The organism is Lentzea sp. NPDC004789, from assembly GCF_053601075.1.
Window position 1 is genome coordinate 48,371 of sequence record NZ_JBSGBE010000032.1, and the last position, 16,604, is coordinate 64,974.

General features: G+C 71.1%; 14 protein-coding genes. 4 read left to right on the forward strand and 10 right to left on the reverse strand.

Annotation, left to right across the window (positions count from 1 at the left end):
• The first annotated feature begins 57 nt into the window (after positions 1–57).
• The 4 genes from ACWEIJ_RS42695 to ACWEIJ_RS42710 are packed head-to-tail and all read left to right on the forward strand — an operon-like array spanning position 58 to position 4,578.
• Positions 58–864: an alpha/beta fold hydrolase gene (locus ACWEIJ_RS42695; RefSeq protein ID WP_449843012.1), complete on the forward strand. Its 807-nt coding sequence runs from the start codon at positions 58–60 to the stop codon at positions 862–864.
• Entirely contained in the window at positions 861–1,757 is an 897-nt protein-coding gene (locus ACWEIJ_RS42700) for an alpha/beta fold hydrolase (protein WP_449843013.1), read from the forward strand. The genes ACWEIJ_RS42695 and ACWEIJ_RS42700 overlap by 4 nt, the downstream gene beginning before the upstream one ends.
• On the forward strand, positions 1,754–3,259 hold the full coding sequence (locus ACWEIJ_RS42705; protein WP_449843014.1) for an FAD-dependent oxidoreductase: 1,506 nt from the start codon (positions 1,754–1,756) through the stop codon (positions 3,257–3,259). Before ACWEIJ_RS42700 ends, ACWEIJ_RS42705 begins: the two co-directional genes overlap by 4 nt.
• A complete protein-coding gene (locus ACWEIJ_RS42710) occupies positions 3,256–4,578 on the forward strand; it encodes an amidohydrolase family protein (protein ID WP_449843015.1) in 1,323 nt (440 codons plus the stop codon). The genes ACWEIJ_RS42705 and ACWEIJ_RS42710 overlap by 4 nt, the downstream gene beginning before the upstream one ends.
• 3 nt (positions 4,579–4,581) lie before the next feature.
• On the opposite strand, the gene ACWEIJ_RS42715 is transcribed toward ACWEIJ_RS42710, so the two are convergent.
• The 10 genes from ACWEIJ_RS42715 to ACWEIJ_RS42760 form a co-directional block, all read right to left on the reverse strand.
• Positions 4,582–4,950, reverse strand: a complete 369-nt coding sequence (locus ACWEIJ_RS42715; protein WP_449843016.1) for a hypothetical protein — start codon at positions 4,948–4,950, stop codon at positions 4,582–4,584.
• A gap of 198 nt (positions 4,951–5,148) precedes the next feature.
• Complete coding sequence (locus tag ACWEIJ_RS42720; protein WP_449843017.1) at positions 5,149–6,312, reverse strand: S8 family peptidase; 1,164 nt, start codon at positions 6,310–6,312, stop codon at positions 5,149–5,151.
• Between the two features lie 159 nt (positions 6,313–6,471).
• A complete protein-coding gene (locus tag ACWEIJ_RS42725; RefSeq protein ID WP_449843018.1) occupies positions 6,472–7,185 on the reverse strand; it encodes a cupin domain-containing protein in 714 nt (237 codons plus the stop codon).
• A complete protein-coding gene (locus ACWEIJ_RS42730) occupies positions 7,182–8,075 on the reverse strand; it encodes a DUF6807 domain-containing protein (RefSeq protein WP_449843019.1) in 894 nt (297 codons plus the stop codon). The genes ACWEIJ_RS42725 and ACWEIJ_RS42730 overlap by 4 nt, the downstream gene beginning before the upstream one ends.
• Positions 8,057–9,148: a Gfo/Idh/MocA family protein gene (locus tag ACWEIJ_RS42735; protein ID WP_449843020.1), complete on the reverse strand. Its 1,092-nt coding sequence runs from the start codon at positions 9,146–9,148 to the stop codon at positions 8,057–8,059. The genes ACWEIJ_RS42730 and ACWEIJ_RS42735 overlap by 19 nt, the downstream gene beginning before the upstream one ends.
• Positions 9,149–9,420: 272 nt before the next feature.
• Complete coding sequence (locus ACWEIJ_RS42740; RefSeq protein ID WP_449843021.1) at positions 9,421–10,728, reverse strand: ABC transporter substrate-binding protein; 1,308 nt, start codon at positions 10,726–10,728, stop codon at positions 9,421–9,423.
• A 15-nt stretch (positions 10,729–10,743) separates the two neighbouring features.
• Entirely contained in the window at positions 10,744–11,586 is an 843-nt protein-coding gene (locus ACWEIJ_RS42745; RefSeq protein ID WP_449843022.1) for a carbohydrate ABC transporter permease, read from the reverse strand.
• Positions 11,576–12,499 carry a carbohydrate ABC transporter permease gene (locus ACWEIJ_RS42750; protein ID WP_449843023.1) on the reverse strand — a complete coding sequence of 308 codons (924 nt, stop codon included), beginning with the start codon at positions 12,497–12,499 and terminating at the stop codon, positions 11,576–11,578. The genes ACWEIJ_RS42745 and ACWEIJ_RS42750 overlap by 11 nt, the downstream gene beginning before the upstream one ends.
• Positions 12,500–12,638: 139 nt before the next feature.
• A complete protein-coding gene (locus tag ACWEIJ_RS42755) occupies positions 12,639–14,516 on the reverse strand; it encodes a phosphatase PAP2 family protein (RefSeq protein WP_449843024.1) in 1,878 nt (625 codons plus the stop codon).
• Between the two features lie 115 nt (positions 14,517–14,631).
• A complete protein-coding gene (locus tag ACWEIJ_RS42760) occupies positions 14,632–16,602 on the reverse strand; it encodes a hypothetical protein (protein WP_449843025.1) in 1,971 nt (656 codons plus the stop codon).
• Positions 16,603–16,604: the final 2 nt, after the last annotated feature.

The window sequence follows — 16,604 nt, forward strand, 5'->3', positions numbered from 1 at the left end:
CCGTGAGTATGACGTCCGGTTGACACCCCCGACAATAACGGCAACACTGTTGCCATTATGAACACCAATGACATCCGGGCCGTCTCCGTGGACGGCCTGCGCGTGCACTACGCGCGTTCGGGGCGAGGACCGGCGGTTCTGCTGCTGCACGGCAGCGGGTCGTCGCTGGAGGGCTTCGAGCGGGTGGCGCGGCTGCTGTCGGCGTCCTGCGACGTGATCCGCCCGGACCTGCCCGGCTTCGGGCGGACGGGGCCGCGGCCCGACCGCGACTACCGCGTCCGGACGTACGCGGCGACGATCGCCCGGTTCATGACGGCGCTGGACGTGCCGCACTTCGCGGTGGCGGGCAACTCGCTCGGCGGCAACATCGCGTGGAACCTCGCCCTGGACGCGCCGCGGCGGGTCGAGCACCTGGTCCTGGTCAACGCCACCGGTTATCCGGAGAAGGCCCTGCCCGCGGGGTTGCGGCTGGCGCGCAACCCGTTGCTGCGCCCCGTGTTGCGGCGATGGCTGCCGCGCGGCGCGACCGAACGCGGGCTGCGGGACGCGGTCGGCGCGGGCTCGACGATCGTGGACGACGCGATGGTCGACCGGGTGCACGCGCTGACCGGGCTGCCGGGAAACCGGTCGGCGTTCGTCGACTTCGCCAACACCGACCAGCCGGACCGCAGCGCCGAGATCAGGCGCATCACCGTGCCGACGCTGGTGCTGCGCAGCGCCGGCGTCGACGGGCAGCACTTCGCGCGCGACATCCCGCACGCTCAGGAGCGGGTGCACCCCGAGGGCGGGCACCTGCTGCCGGAGGAGGACCCGGAGTGGGTCGCCGCGGCGATCACCGAGTTCCTGCACGGGGAGCGGCGATGAGGTACTTCGCCGCCCCCGACGAGGACCGCCGGCTCGACGCGGCGGCGCGGCGCACACTGCGCGGCGATTTCGTCTCACTTTCCGACGGTGTGACGCAGTACGAGCTGGCCGGTCCCGCCGACGGCGAACTCGTCGTGCTGGTCGGCGGCATCACGATCCCGTTGTCCTACTGGGACCGCACCGCCGAGCGGCTGCACGCCCGCGGCCTGCGCACGCTGGCCTGCAGCGGTTACGGCCGGGGTGGTTCCGACCGGATCGAGGGCCCCTACGACGAGGCGTTGTTCGTGCGACAGCTGGCCGAGCTGACCTCGGCGCTGGGCCTCACCCCGCCGTGGCACGTGGTCGGCACCTCGATGGGCGCCCTGGTCGCGATGGCCTACGCGAACCGGTACCCCGGACACACGGCCACGCTCGCCGTCGTCGGCCCGGCCGGCCTGAGCACGCGCCCGCTGCCGCAACGGTTGCTGCGCAACGACCTCGTGGCCGGGTTCGTCGCCAGGAGGTTCGGCCGCGGGTTGCTCGAAAGCCACCTCGGGCACAACGTCCGCGACCCCGCCCTGTCCGCCGAGCTGGTCGCGATGGTGCGGGACGCCTACCGGTTCGAGGGCTCGCTCTACGCGTTCTTCCGGACGTTGCGGGACTTCCCGCTGCACGAGCGGCAGGAGCTGTTCCGCAGGACGGGTGATCTGGGCATCCCGGCGCTGCTGGTGTGGGGTGACGACGACCAGGTCACCCCGATCGGCGGGCTGGACGCCGTCCGCGCGCTCCTCCGTCCACAACGGACACACGTGATCCCGCAGTGCGGCCACATGGCCCCGTTCGAACGGCCTCACGACGTCGGCGACCTGCTCGCGTCGTTCGCCGTTCCCCAGTCAGATCGGCTCGAACCGTGAACCACCCGCAGATCATCGACGTCCTGATCGCCGGTGCCGGCCCGACCGGCACCGCGCTGGCGATCGACCTCGTCCGCCGCGGCCTGAACGTCCGCGTCATCGACAAGGCCCCGCACTCCTTCGAGGGCTCGCGCGCCAAGGGCATCCAGCCGCGGACGCTGGAGGTGTTCGACGACCTCGGCGTGCTCGGCGACGTCCTCGACGGCAGCAGCGACTACCCCCGCCTCGGCATCCACCTGGGCCCGGTCGCCGCCCCGTGGCGCATGTTCTCCCAGCGCGAGCGCACCACCGACGTCCCGTACCCGAACACCCGGCTGATGCCCCAGTACCGCACCGACCGCGTGCTGCACGACCGGCTGGAGCAGCTGGGCGGGCGGGTCGAGCACGGCGTGGAACTCGTCGACTTCGTCCAGGACGACACGTCGGTCACCGTCAGGACGACCGGCGAAACGATCACCGCGCGCTACCTCGTGGGGGCCGAAGGCGGTTCGAGCGCCGTGCGCAGGCATCTCGGCGTGGGCTTCCTCGGCGAGACCGACGAGCAGGACCGGATGCTCATCGTCGACGCCGTCACCACCGGCCTGTCGCGCGACCGCTGGCACGTCTGGCCGGGGGTGAAGGGACGCTTCGCGGGCGCCTGCCCGTTGCCGCACACCGACCTGTTCCAGTGGATGATCCGGCTCTCCCCCGACGAGGAACCGCCGGAGGGAGCGGAGGCGATCACCCGGCGGATCCGGCAGCAGACGCGCAACCGGCACGTGGAACTGAGCGAGATCCGCTGGCGGTCGGTGTTCCGGCCCAACATCCGCTTGGCGGAGTCGTACCACCGCGGGCGGGTCTTCCTCGCCGGCGACGCCGCGCACGTGCACACCCCGGCCGGCGCGCAGGGGCTCAACACCGGCATCCAGGACGCCTACAACCTCGGCTGGAAGCTCGGCCAGGTCCTCGCCGGGGCCGACCCGCGGCTGCTGGACAGCTACGAGGCCGAACGCCTGCCGATCGCGGCGGGTGTGCTCGGGCTGTCCACGCGCAAGTACGAAGGTCTCGCGAAGCTCGACCCGTCGAGCCTGCGTCGCGGCAACGACGAACAGCAGTTGTCCCTGACCTACTACGGCGGCCCGCTCGCGCCCGTTGACGGTGACCGCACGAAGACGCTGCAGGCCGGCGACCGGGCACCGGACGCGGAACTGCTCGACGAGGACGGGACGACGGTGCGGCTGTTCGACCTTTACCGGGGCCCGCACTTCACCGTTGTCGCGTACGGCCGCAACGCCGCCATGGCGAGCAACGAACTGGATTGGCCGGCCGCGGGAGCGTCACTGCGGCGTGTCGCCATCGACGCGCTCACCGATCCCCGGCACAACTTCCGCCACAGCTACGGACTCGACGGAGACACCTTGCTGCTCATCCGGCCCGACGGTTACATCGGGCACATCGCGACCCACGACTTCCTCGGCTCGACCGATGCCGCCGTCCGCGCGATGACGCCGGTGACGCGATGAAGCGCGTCCTGCTGCGCGGCGCGCAGGTGATCACCATGGCGGCCCACCGGCCCGACGCCGAGCTCGTCGACGTCCTCGTCGAGGGCGACCGCATCGCCGCACTCGGCGAAGGTCTCGACGAGACGGGCGCCGAGGTCGTCGACGTCACGGGCCGGATCGTCATGCCGGGGCTGGTCAACGCCCACCTGCACACGTGGCAGACCGCGTTGCTCGGGGTGGGGGCGAACTGGACGCTGGCGGACTACCTGGGCCGCGTGCACGGCGCCGTGGCCCGGCACTACCGCCCGGAGGACATGCGGATCGGCACGCTCGCCGGCGCGCTGAGCCAGCTCGACCGCGGCACCACCACCCTGGGCGACTGGTGCCACAACACCCCCACGTCGGAGCACACCGACGCGGCGGTCGAAGGCCTTCGCGCGTCCGGCATCCGCGGGGTCTTCCTGCACGGCACCCCGTACTCCGCCGCCGACCTCGCCCATCCCGTGAGCGAGGTCGACCGGCTGCTCGACGGCCGGGCCGGCACCCACGCGCTGCTCACGTTCGGCATGGCCGTCCGCGGGCCGCAACTGTCCACTCCGGACGTCGCGGTGACCGACTTCCGCGCCGCGGCGGAACGCGGCATCGTCGTGTCGACGCACCAGAGCGGCGGCACACCGGGGCCGGGCTGGGAGGCCGTGCGGGACGCCGGGTTGCTGAGCGCCGGCACCAACGTCGTGCACGGCGCGGGCCTCACCGACGAGTGGATCAGGACGCTGGTCGACGCGGGTGCGAGCGTCACGTGCACGCCCGAGAACGAGCTCGGGCAGGGCCACGGCTCCCCCGTCACCGGAGAGCTGCTCCGGCTGGGCGCCGCGCCGTCGCTCGGCACCGACACCGACGCCGTCGCACCCGGCGACGTGCTCTCCGCCGCCCGGATCGCGCTGGCCCACCAGCGCGGCCGCGACCACGACCACCACCGGCGGGAGACCGGGGCGTTCTCCCTCACCGCGACGATCACCGCCAGGCAGGCGCTGGCGTGGGCGACGGTCGAAGGCGCCCGCGCTCTCGGCCTCGACGGCCACGTCGGCCGGCTGGAGGCGGGCCTGCAGGCCGACCTCCTCGTCATCGACTCCGCTCCGCGGCTCGTGCCGACGCACGACCCGATCGCGGTGGCGCTGTACTCGACCCCCGGTGACGTCGAGGCGGTCATGGTCGCCGGGCAGTGGCGCAAACGCGACCGCACCCTCGTCGGCGTGGACCTCGACGCGGTGCGAGCGCAGCTGTGGGAGTCAGCCGACCACCTGCTGCCCCGGCTCGCGGACTGGCGAGCCGGGGCCTGACGCTCAGCTCACGCGCAGGATGGTCCAGCTACCTTCCCAGCGCGGCGAGTAGCCGTAGTTGCGTTGCTCGCCCCCGCAGTAGTCCTGGGTGTGCGAGGTGAGGATCGGGGTGGCCCAGCCCTGCAGGTGGACGTCCGGGTGGTAGCCGGTCTGGCCCGGGCGGTGCCAGGTCAGGCACCTGCCGCCGCCGGCGCCGTCGGCGCGGAAGCTGTACGCGTCGCGGGTCCAGTTCTCGATGGCCAGGCAGTTGTAGCCGGAAGGCGCGTCGCAGCGGGGTGCGGCGGAGGCCGTGCCGGTGGTCACCGCGGCACCCGCGAGCGCCAGCGCACCGGCCGCCGCCGCGATGACGATCCTGCGTGGGAGGTTCAACACCCGATCTACTCCTCGTGGTCGTGGACGATCATGCGCCAGCCTCGGGCAGTCGGTCATCGGGTCACAACGGGAAGTCGCGAGGTTTCCGCGACCGCGCACATTTTTCCCGGCGCGGTCGTGCTCACTCCGCGAAAGACGAACAGTTCTTCGCGCGGACACGGGAAAAGGCCGCGGCACCCGCCGCGGCCCTTTCCACCCTCACGCGGTGGGCGCGAGGTACAGCAGCCGGTTGGGCGAGCCCAGTCCGGGGTTGCCGACCTTGCCCGGGGTCGACTGCGCGACCAGGTAGGCGGCGACCTGGTCCGGGGTGGCCGCCGGGTTCGTCGAGAGGTACCGGGCGGCCGCGCCCGCGACGTGCGGGGTGGCCATCGACGTGCCGGAGATGGTGTTCGTGGCGGTGTCGCTGGTGTTCCACGCCGAGGTGATGTTGCTGCCGGGCGCGAAGATGTCCAGCGTCGAACCGAAGTTCGAGTACGACGCGCGGGCGTCGGTGCGGTCGGTGGCGCCCACGGTGATCGCCTCGGTGACACGGGCCGGGGACGCCGTCGACGCGTCGATGCTGGAGTTGCCGGCCGCGATCGCGAACGTCACGCCTGCCGCGACGGCCCTGCGGACGGCGTCGTCGAGAGAGGAGCTCACGAGCCCGCCGAGGGACATGTTCGCGACGGCCGGCTTGACGGCGTTCTTCGCCACCCAGTCGATGCCGTCGATGACGCCCTCGGTCGAACCGGACCCGCCGTCGTCCAGCACGCGCACCGCGACGATCTTCGCGGCTTTCGCGACGCCGTACTGGGAGCCCGCGATGGTGCCCGCGACGTGCGTGCCGTGCCCGTTGCCGTCCTGCGCGGGCAGCTTGCCGTCGACGGCGTCGTAGCCGTCCACCGCGCGTCCGCCGAACGTGGCGTGGCTGACCCGCACGCCGGTGTCGATCACGTACACGTTCACGCCCGCGCCCGCGGAGGTGTAGCTGTAGGAGCTGTTCAACGGCAGGTCGCGCTGGTCGGTGCGGTCCAGGCCCCACGACGGCGGCGCCGGCTGCGCGGCCTGCACGTGGACGACCTGGTTCGCCTCGACGTACTCGACCGAGGGGTCGGCGGCGAGTCTGCGCGCCTGCTTGTCGGTCAGCCGCGCGCTGAAGCCGCCGAAGCCGGTGAAGTGCCGCGAGACCGCGGTGCCGAACCGGGCGGCCACCGCGTCCGCGGCGGCGCCGTGCTTCAGCTTGACGATGAAGCTGCCGGGAATCCGCTCCGGCGCCTGCAGGGAGCGCACCTCTCCCTCGGCGGAGGCCGCGGGGGTGAGGAGAATCGACATCGCGAGCGTCACCGCGCCCGCACCCGCCAGGAACTGGATCTTTCGCGCCATCTGACTTCCGTTCTCGTGCAGGGGCATTGAATGTTTGCGAAGCTAAGCTCCGAAACAGCCTGCTCCAAGCACTTCCTCGGAATCAGGAAATAATTCCAGCGCGGATGAGATCATTTGTTAACACGACCGAAAAAGACCGGGACGCGATTTCACCCGCATTCACGCCTGGTCGTGCGGTGACCTGCCCTCCGCCGGGTCGTGCACGTCGAGCCGGCCGCACATGCCGAACCGCTGCGGCCCTTCCGCCCTCGTCACGTGGATGTCGGCGCCGGCGAGATGCCCGATGTCCCCGTCCCGCAACCGGTCGAGGTGCTCGCCGGTGCGTTCGGCCGAGGCCAGCGCCCCCGCCCGCCACCGCTTGTCCCAGTCGTCCAGCACGCCCTGCTTGAGCCGCACGGCGGCGCGGTAGAAGTCGTCCAGCGCGTTCTCGCCGGCCTCGACGCGGCGGCGCAGTTCGAGAAACCCTTCCAGCGCGAGGTCCCGGCGGCGGCGGGCGGACTCCTCGTCACCGGCACCGGCGTGCGCGGCGTAGGTCTCCGCGTCGGCCAGCACGTCGGCGGGGAACGGGAACACCGCGTCCCCCGCCTCGGGCAGGCCGCTGTTCTGCATGATCACGATGATCCGCAGGCCGCCGCCGTTGACGAGGCGGTGGATCGTGCCCGGCGTGAACCAGGCGACCGTGCCCTCGCGCAGCGGCGTCTCGGCGAACCCGCGGTGGGTGAGCGTCTGGACCGCGCCCTCACCGGCGACGACGAAGTAGCACTCGGCGCAGGCCAGGTGGACGTGCGGCGACCCTCCGCACAGCCCGTCCACCGTCGGCCAGTCGTACACCCGCAGGCCGGAGATGCCGACCCCGCCCGGAAACGGTGTCACCACGGGTGAGCCTCCACATAGGACTCCAGGCGCTCCCGGTCCCACTCGCCGTTCGCCACGACGAGCCGATGGCGCAGGCTCAGCGCCTCGCCGGACGCCACCTCGACGGTGTCGAAGAACGCGAACGACGGGTTGACCGCCGCGAACGGCGTGCTGCGCACGAACCAGTGGGTGTTCTTGTTGTCCGGGTGGTCGACGAACAGCAGCGTGGACGCGCGGTCCACCTCGTCGTGCTGACCGACGAACGCGAGCCACCTGGCGGCCTTGCCCATCATCTCCTGGCCGGTGCCGCCGTCGGCCGCGATGACCTCGCCCTCGGTGAACGACCGCGGGCCGCGCCAGAAGAACCCGGTGTACCCGGCGAGCTCCCGGCCGTTCGTGGTCGGGCTGCCGAACACCAGCGGCTCGGCGCGCAGGTTCGTCAGCGTGGTGGCGAACTCCAGCGTCCAGGCCTCGTCCTCGACGTCGCGCACGGTCAGCTCGCGCACCTCATCGACCCAGTGCTGCCCGGACTCGGTGAACCAGGACAGCAGCTCCTCGATCCGCAGCTCGCCGCCGGTCTCGGTGATGGTGAAGTCCTCGTGCCGCATGGAACCCACGTTCGGCAGCGCCAGGTACCCCTGGTCGCGCACGTAGGTGTTGCCGCCCCAGAAGTTCTCCCCCGACACGTCGGTCGCCGTCATCTGCACGCCCTTGTGCCAGCGGTGGTCGTGCGGCCGGAACGCCGTCACCACGTCACCGGCGAGCGTGCGCACGGGGTGCAGGTAGGGCTTCGGCCCCTCGAACGCCGGCGTCGAGGGCCGGTGCACGTAGCGGAACAGCTCGACGCCGCCCGCCGACACGACGAGCGCCTCGTCGTCCTGCCGCGTGATCACCGGGCGTTCGCCCATGGGGCACCGATTCCTTCCATCGTCGCGTAGAACGGGTGGTCCGGGCCGATCTGACCGGCCTTGACCGCGGTGCCGGTGAACGCCGAGGCGTACAGCGCCGCGATGAACTCCATCGTGGTGCGCGTGTCCGCCAGCGTCACCGGCGGCGTCTCACCACTGTCCAGGGCGTCGAGGAACGCCGCCAGCTGGCACTTGTGGCTGCTGGCCGTCTCGGACCGCTCCGCGTGCCAGCGCGCGGCGACCTCGTCGTGACCGGGCGCCGGGGTGATCGTCCAGTCGGCGTCGGTGTAGCCGTAGAGGTGCTCGACCTCGACCGTGGCGCGCTCGAAGTCGAACCGCAGTTGCGAGGTCTCCCGCGGCGACAGCACCGAGTTGACCACCGAGGCGACCGTGCCGTCGGCGAAGGTCACCAGCGCCATGGACACGTCCTCGGTCGCGACGGCACGGGCCTGGCGTGCCGCGACCGCCCGGATCTCCTGCCACGGCCCCAGCACCGACAACATCAGGTCGAACTGGTGGATGCCGTGCCCCATCGTCGGGCCGCCGCCCTCGCTGTCCCACGACCCGCGCCAGGGCACGTCGAAGTAGGCGCCGTCGCGGAACCAGAGCGTGTCGGACTTGGCCACGAGCGACCGGCCGAGCAGCCCTTCCGCGACCATGCGCCGCAACCGCACCGCGGCAGGGCCGAACCGGTGCTGGAACACCGTCGCGACCCGCCCGGCCGACGTCCGCTCGGCCGCGATCAGCGTGTCGATCTCGCTCAACGACAACGCGGGCGGCTTCTCCACCAGCACGTGCACGTCCGCGGCGAGGGCTTCGAGCGCCAACGGCGCGTGGGAACGCGGCGGCGTGCACACGAACACCACGTCCAGCTGCTCGGCGTCGAGCAGGGCCGGGAGTCCGGAGTGGACGCCCGGCACGCCCCATTCCCGGGCGAACGCGGACGCGCGTGCCTCGTCCACGTCCACCACGGCGACGAGCTCGATGCGATCGCCCTCCGCCCGCACCGCCTCGGCGTGGGAGGACGCGATCGCGCCCGTGCCCACGATCGCCGCGCGCCTCACCTTGTCCACTTGATCACCCTTCACCCGTACCCGCGGCGCGTCTCACCTGGCCACGCCCACCGACAAACCTCAAACCTCAACCTGTGCCCACGGCCGCCGCGAGCCGCACCCGGCCGCGCCGCCGATCGCCCCGGCCGCACGCCTCGCCTGGCCGATCCACTCGATCACCCACCACTCACGCCCACGGCCGCCGCGAGCCGCACCCGGCCGCGCTGCGCTCCACCCGTGCCCACCCCGGCCGCGCCGCGCTCCACCCGTGCCCACCCCGGCCGCGCCGCACCTCACCTGGCCGCGTCCACTTCGGACTGCACTTCCTTGATGAACGCCGCACCGGCCGCTTCCGGCGCAGCCCGCCCGAACAGGACGTCCTCGGTGTGCCGCTTGAGGATCGCGTCCAGCGTGCTGCCGCCCTTCGGCGTGATCCTGGGCGGGTCGGAGACCGGGACGGTGTCGAGGTACTCCTTGGCCGCCTTGTCGGTCTCCTTGAGCTGCCCCGCGATCGCCGAGCGGATCTTCAGGTTGGCCGGCACGCCGCGTTCGGTCAGCAGCACCTTGGCCGCCTCCTCGTCGTTGGCCAGGAAGCTCACGAACGCCGCGGCCTCCGCGGGGTGCTTCGAGCGCGACGAGATCGACCAGAACATCGACGGCTTGTAGTAGGCGCCGGGCTTGCCCTGCGACTCGCCGGGCAGCCGCAGGAGCTTCAGCTTGGCGCCGCTGGCGGCGGTCAGCGCGGTCAGCTGGGTGTTCCACCACAGGCCGAACGCGGCGGTGTTGGTCGCGGTCGCGGACATGTTGAGGCCGGCGGAGCCCTTCTCGATCGTCACCGACGGCGGCGGCGCGACGCCGGTCTTGGCGAGGTCGGAGATGTAGGTCCAGTACTGGGTCGCGATCTCGGGTGGCAGGACGACCTTGGCGTTCTCGTCGAACAGCGCCTTGCCCTGCTGGCGGGCGCGAATGCTCAGGCCCGCTGTGTCGTTGATGCCGGGCGACTGCACGCCCCACACCGTGCCGCCGCTCGCCTTCGAGACCTGGTCGCCGACCTTCTTCAGGTCTTCCCACGACCACTTGGTGTCGTCGGGCAGCGGGATGTTGTACTTCGCGAGGAGGTCGGTGTTGGCCATGATCGAGTACATGCCGAGGCCGACGGGGACGCCGTACTGCTTGCCGTCGATCGCGCCGGTCGCGAGCGCCTTCTGGTCGAAGTTCGCCGTGTCGAGGTGCTTCTTGGCCTCGTTGAGGTCGAGCAGCGCGCCGCGTTCGGCGTAGGAGGCGATGTAGAGCTCGTCCATCTGCATGATGTCCGGCGCGTCGTTGGCCGCCATGGTCGTGGCGAGGCTGTCCCAGTAGCCGTTCCACTCCTTGAACTCACCCTTGATGGTGATGTTCGGGTGCTTCTTCTGGAACATCTCGATGACCTGCTGGGTGCGCTTGTGCCGGTCGTCGGCGCCCCACCAGCTGAAGCGCAGCGTCACCGGTTCCGCGGTCAGCTCACCGCCCGCGTCCGAGCCGGAACCGCACGCGACGAGCAGCGACGCGGTCAGGGACAGCAGGACCGATAACGCGGTACGACGATGTACCCCTTTGACCATGTCCAGTCCTTTCGGCTACTTGCCACCGGTCGTGGCGATGCCCTTGACGAGGTACCGCTGGCCGATGAGGAAGGCGAGGAAGATCGGGACGAGCGACACGACGCTCATCGCGAACTGCGAGCCCCACGAGGTGGCGACCGTCGAGTCCACGAACGAGCGCAGGGCGACGGGAACCGTGTACATGTCCGGGTCCGTCAGGTAGATCAGCTGGCCGAAGAAGTCGTTCCACGTCCAGATGAACGTGAAGATCGTGGTGGTGGCGAGCGCGGGTTTCATCAGCGGCAGGATGATCCGCAGGAAGATCCGCGGGTGGCCGCAGCCGTCGATGCGCGCGGCCTCGTCGAGCTCGCGCGGCAGGCCGCGGATGAACTGGACCATCAGGAACACGAAGAACGCGTCCGTGGCGAGCAGCTTCGGCACGATCAGCGGCAGGAACGTGTTCACCCAGCCGATCTGGGAGAACAGCACGTACTGCGGCACGATGATCACGTGGATCGGCAGCATGATCGTGCCGAGCATGATCCCGAACCACCAGCGCTTGCCGCTGAAGTGCAGCCGGGCGAACGCGTAGGCCGCCATGGAGCACGACACCAGGTTGCCGACGATGCAGCCCAGCACGAGGATCGTGGAGTTGGCCAGGTACGTCCCGAACGACGGCGTGAGCGCGTTCCAGCCCTCCGCGTAGTTCTCGGTCCGCAGGCCGTCGAGGATCAGGCCGGGGCTGCGGAAGATCTCGTCGTCCGGCCGCAGCGAGCTCGCGATCATCCACAGCACCGGGTACAGCATCACGAACCCGATCAGGATCAGGCCGAGGTGCTTGAGGGGACCCGACAGCCGCCGGCGCAGCTCAGTCGTCATAGAACACCCAGTACCTCGCCGCCCAGAAGTTGATCGCGGTGAACGCCGCGATGATCAGGAGCAGGAACCACGCCAGCGCCGACGCGTAACCCATGTCGAACCGGCTGAAACCCTGCTGGTACAGGTAGAGCGTGTAGAACATGGTCGAGTCCGACGGCCCGCCCGTGCCGCCGGAGACGACGAACGCCTGGGTGAACGACTGGAACGCGTGGATGATCTGCAGCACCAGGTTGAAGAACAGGATCGGTGACAGCAGCGGCAGCGTGATCCGCCAGAACTGCGACCACCTGCTCGCCCCGTCGATGGCGGCGGCCTCGTAGTACACCGCCGGGATCTGCCGCAACCCGGCCAGGAAGATGATCATCGGGGAACCGAACGTCCACACGTTCAGCACGATCAGCGTCGACAGCGCGGTGTCCGGGTCGGAGATCCAGCCCCTGCCCGTGATGCCGAAGAAGCCCAGCACGCGGTTCACCAGGCCGTCGCTGCCGAAGACCTGGGTCCACAGCACCGCGATCGCCACGCTCGACCCGAGCAGCGAGGGCAGGTAGAAGGCCGAGCGGTAGAACGCGAGCCCGCGCAGGCCGCGGTCGAGCAGCAGCGCGACGCCCAACGCGCACGCCAGCTGCAGCGGTACCGAGACCAGCACATAGGTGAACGTCACGCGCAGGGCGTTGTGCAGCCGCTCGTCGCTGAGGATGCGCTCGAAGTTGGCCAGCCCGATGAACCTCGGCGGCTGGATCAGGTTGTACTTGGTGAAGCCGAGTCCGAAGGACGCGAGGACCGGGCCGACGGTGATGAAGAGGAGACCGGCGAACCAGGGGGCGAGGAACCAGAAGGCCGCCTTGTTGTCGCGCTTGCGCACCTGGACGCCGCCGTGCCGTAGCTGACGCAGCTCGTCCAATGCGCTCATGAACCCATGCCCCCGTCGCCTGGAAAACGCTTTCCGGAGTCTGCATCGGGGCTTCGCGAGCGTCAAGCGAGGTCGTCGAACGACGTCGAACGGCGGCGTCGAACACCGGCGCCGCCGTTCGATAACAGTCCTTTGTGGACTACGAAAGCACCCGCACCGACAGGCCGGCCGGGCTGTAGCAGGCCTCGACCCGGTGGCCGGTCGCGGTGATCCGGACGAACCGGCCGAGCAGGCCCGGCGCGGCGAGCACCGGCAGCACGGCACCCACGCGCACGTTCTCCAGCGAGATCTCCAGCGCGCTGCCGGTCGCCAGGCGGATCGGGTGCGCGGCGGTCAGCACGGCGCAGCCTCCCTGCCGCAACGTCACCGCGAGCGCGGTTCCGGCCGCCTGGCGGTAGCCCCGGACCCTGACCGCGGTGTCCAGCCGCAGGGTGCCGGCCCGGAGGTCGACGTCACCACGGCCGAGCGCGGACGGCGACGCGGCGGCGAGCGTGCCGCCCTCGACGCGGGTGGTGCCGGTGTAGGAGTTGGTGCCCGCCAGCGTCAGCGCGCCGGTGCCCCGCTTGACCAGCCCGCCGCGGCCGCCGATCGCGTTGTGCCAGGTGTCGGCGGCGTGGAAGCCGCCTCGGTTCGCGTCCATCTCCACGCGCACGTCCGCGTCGAACGCGCCGAACCCGTCCGCGGCGGCGAACAGGTTCAACCGGCCCCACTGCTCGGGGCCGTCGAGCACCGCGTGCCCGGACGGCAGCGCGGTCGTGCGCAGGACCTCGCGCCGCTGGTTCGCGGTGAGGTACGGCAGACGGGTCTCCAGCAGCACTTCCGCGCCCTTCGGCACGGTCATCTCGATGCGGCGGCCGGTCCTGGGCAGCCCGTAGGTCAGCAACGGCTCGACGAGCCGCGCGTTCGCCTCGCGGTCGGCGTACGGGTCGGTGGAGGTGCCCGCCGAGTGCGCGTACTTGATCAGGTCGGCGCCGGCGTGCTGCTGGAAGTACTCGCTCGCCTGCGTCCTGGCGGCGGCCTTGAGAGCGGCGTTCTGCGGGTCGGCCAGGGTGGCCGCGGCGAGCGCGGTCGCGAGGATCCGGCCGCCGAGGACGTCCACCGGCGAGTGCATACCGGCCACGATCCGCAGGTCGGCCAGCTCGAACGCCCTGGTCACCAGCTCCTGGAACCGTTCGGGGACCGCGTAGGCGAGCGCCAGGCAGGCCAGGTGCAGCGCGTTCGTGTGCCCGCTCGGGTAACCCCCGTCGTCGACCGGGCTGAGGTTGCGCTGGCGCAGCAGCTGCGGGGCGACGACGACGTCGGTGCGGTACACCGGGTAGCCGAACTCGTCGGTCTGCCCGGTCGGGACGACCGTACTGTCCGGGGTCATCCGCCACGGCCGCGGGTACTGGTAGGCGTACTTCGACGGGTTGCCGGAGGCGAACGGCCCGCGCACGGTGTTGACCAGCTGCACGACCTGCCCGAGCGCGGAGTCCGGCGAGCCCGCGCCCAGCGCCGATCCGGCCGGGGCGTCCGGCGGCAGCTTCTCGTCCACAGTGGACGGAGGGGTGCCGTCCGGCGCGGAGGTGATGCCGGTGACGGCCTTGGCGCCGCTCTTGTACAGCTCGGCCAGCGGGCCGAGGCCGCCGATGGCCGCGTAGCTCTGGTGCTGACGGTCCACGATGAACGCTCGCTTGGCCTGGTCGGCGGTGCGCGCCCCGGTGATCCGCGCGACGTGGCGGACGTTGGCGGTGAGCACGTTCCGGTTGAGCACGACCCCGTTGTCCCACGCGGTGCCGGTGCGCCAGAGGTCCTGCATGCCGGACAGCACGCGGACCGCCGCGTTCGTCTCCGGCGTCTGGTTCGCCATCACGTTGGTGCGGTAGGAGTCGACGAAAGGTGCCGCGCCGGTCGGCAGTTCCGCGGCGCCGGCTTCCAGCGCCCGATCCAGTGCGGTCGGGCCGATCAGCAGGCCGGCGGACAACAGCGCCGAACGCCGCAGCAGGGCTCTGCGGTCGAACGCTTCGGCGGTGGTCATGTTAGCGCTCCCAACAGTCCTTCACGGACATACGTGGCGGCACGGAGATTTTGGTGCACAATACGCAACGAAACTGGACCGTACTTGAAGTTCAGGAGGTGTGAGCGTTAACAGTTCACGGTGTGGCGATGCGCAGGACCGGCTCGCCGCCCACGTCACCCGCCGGATGACCGACCACCGCCGTGAAGAACGGGGTGCTCACCCGCACGCCGTCGGCGACCTCGTCGGCCAACACCTCCAGCGCGACCGGTTCGGCCGCGTAGCAGAGGACGAAGACCGCCCGTCCGTGCGGCTCACCGGCGACCGGGCCGGCCAGCACGTGGTTGGTGGCGATGACGCGGCGCCAGCCCTCGTCGGGGTTTCCGTAGCCCCTGGGGTCGTCGCCGAGCCAGAACGCCAGCTGCTCCTGGGTCATGCCCGCGGTGCGCGGGTTGTTGAAGTACGCCGGCCCGTCCGGCGGGTTCTCCACCCGCAGGCCGGCCCCCGCGCTCAGGGCCAGGCCGCCCGCGAGCAGCACGTTCCCGGCGGTGAGGGCTCGCCACGGTTCCGCGAGGTCGAACGGCTCGCCGCCGGGCTCGCTGACCGTGCGGACGCGACGCTGCCGCGAGCCTTCCGCGCTCGCGTAGGGCAGGCCGGCGAGGAAGCTCAGCTCCGCGTTGACCGGCAGGGCGGCGCGGTCGAGCACCGCGACCAGGAAGAGGCGTTCACCGTCGGTGACGTAGAGCTGCTGCACGGCCAGCATGACCTGGTCGCAGGTCACCACGGCCTTGGTCACCAGCTTGGCGCCCAGCCCGCCGGCGGCCACGTCCCGCACGCGGACCGGTCCGAGCGGACGGGTGAGCAGCGTCCGCCTGCCGTCGGCGTAGTGCACCAAGGGCCCGATGCCGTGCTGGTGGTCCACGACCGACTCGATCACCGCGGTGCCGCCGGCGTCGATCAGGTACGGGGTGAGCTTCTCGGTGAGCGACACCGAGACCTTCCCGTGCCGCAGCGAGTGGCGGGTGTGCACGGGATCGCCGGACGGCGCGCGGTACCAGCGGTGTACGTCGAGGTAGAACCACACGGTGGCGAAGGCGAAGTGCCCGCTCGGCAGGCCGGGCGTGGTGGCGCAGTAGTAGGCCACTCGCCGGTCACCGAGGTAGCGGCCGAGCTCGGCGGAGATGCGGCCGCTGAAGAACCGCAGGCCGAGCATGCCCTCGCACCCGCTGTGCTGCTCGCTGTAGCGGGGGCCGCCGTAGTCGAACCCGCGCGCGGACAGGCGCGCCTCCAGGTGCCGCGCGATCTCGTCGCCGTCGTCGAGGAAGCACTGCTCGCCGCTCACCTGGTAGGCCCGCGCCAGGAAGGTCAGCGAGATCGGCAGGTAGTTCTGGTCGTGCCCGGCCCCGTGCTCGACCGGCAGCCGCAGGTCGCGGTCGACGACGCGCTTGGCCCTGATCTCGCTGTGGTACAGGAACATCGCATCGTCCACGATGGACTTCTCGGACAACAGCCGCCCGAGCGTCAAACCGCCCACCACGGCACCGATCGCCTGGTTCGCCGTCTGCTGGGGGTTGAACATGCTCGCTTCGGTGAGCCAGCGCCAGAAGCCCGTCGCCACCTCGGCGAGCGCGGTCCACTGCTCGGCGGTGATCACCTCGCGGCCGAGCTCCAGCACGTTCACCGCGTGCAGCAGCGCCCACACGGTGCTCGGCCAGTCGCCGAAGGGGTGTTCGCCCGTTTCGAGCACGTACCGGGCGTACGGCAGGCCGCTGTCGCGCACGAGCAGGAACGGTTCACCGGGGTTGTCGGTGCGGAAGACCCGTTCGGCCAGCACGAAGTCCAGCCCGCGACGGGCGGCGGCGGTCAGCTCGGGGTCCCGGCGGTCACCGCGGTGCCAGGCCAGGCACAGCAACGACACCACACCGAGCGTCATGTCACCGATGTCGTCCGCGACGGCCGGGTCTTCGAGGTTGCCGTCCGGACGCTGCCGCGCGAGCACCGCGGACACCGCTCTGGCGAGCACCTTCCGCAGCTCTTCGTCGTCGTCGGGCAGGTCGTGCACGCTGGCGTGCTGGCTCGGCAGGTACACCGCGGCGGCGGTGGTCATCG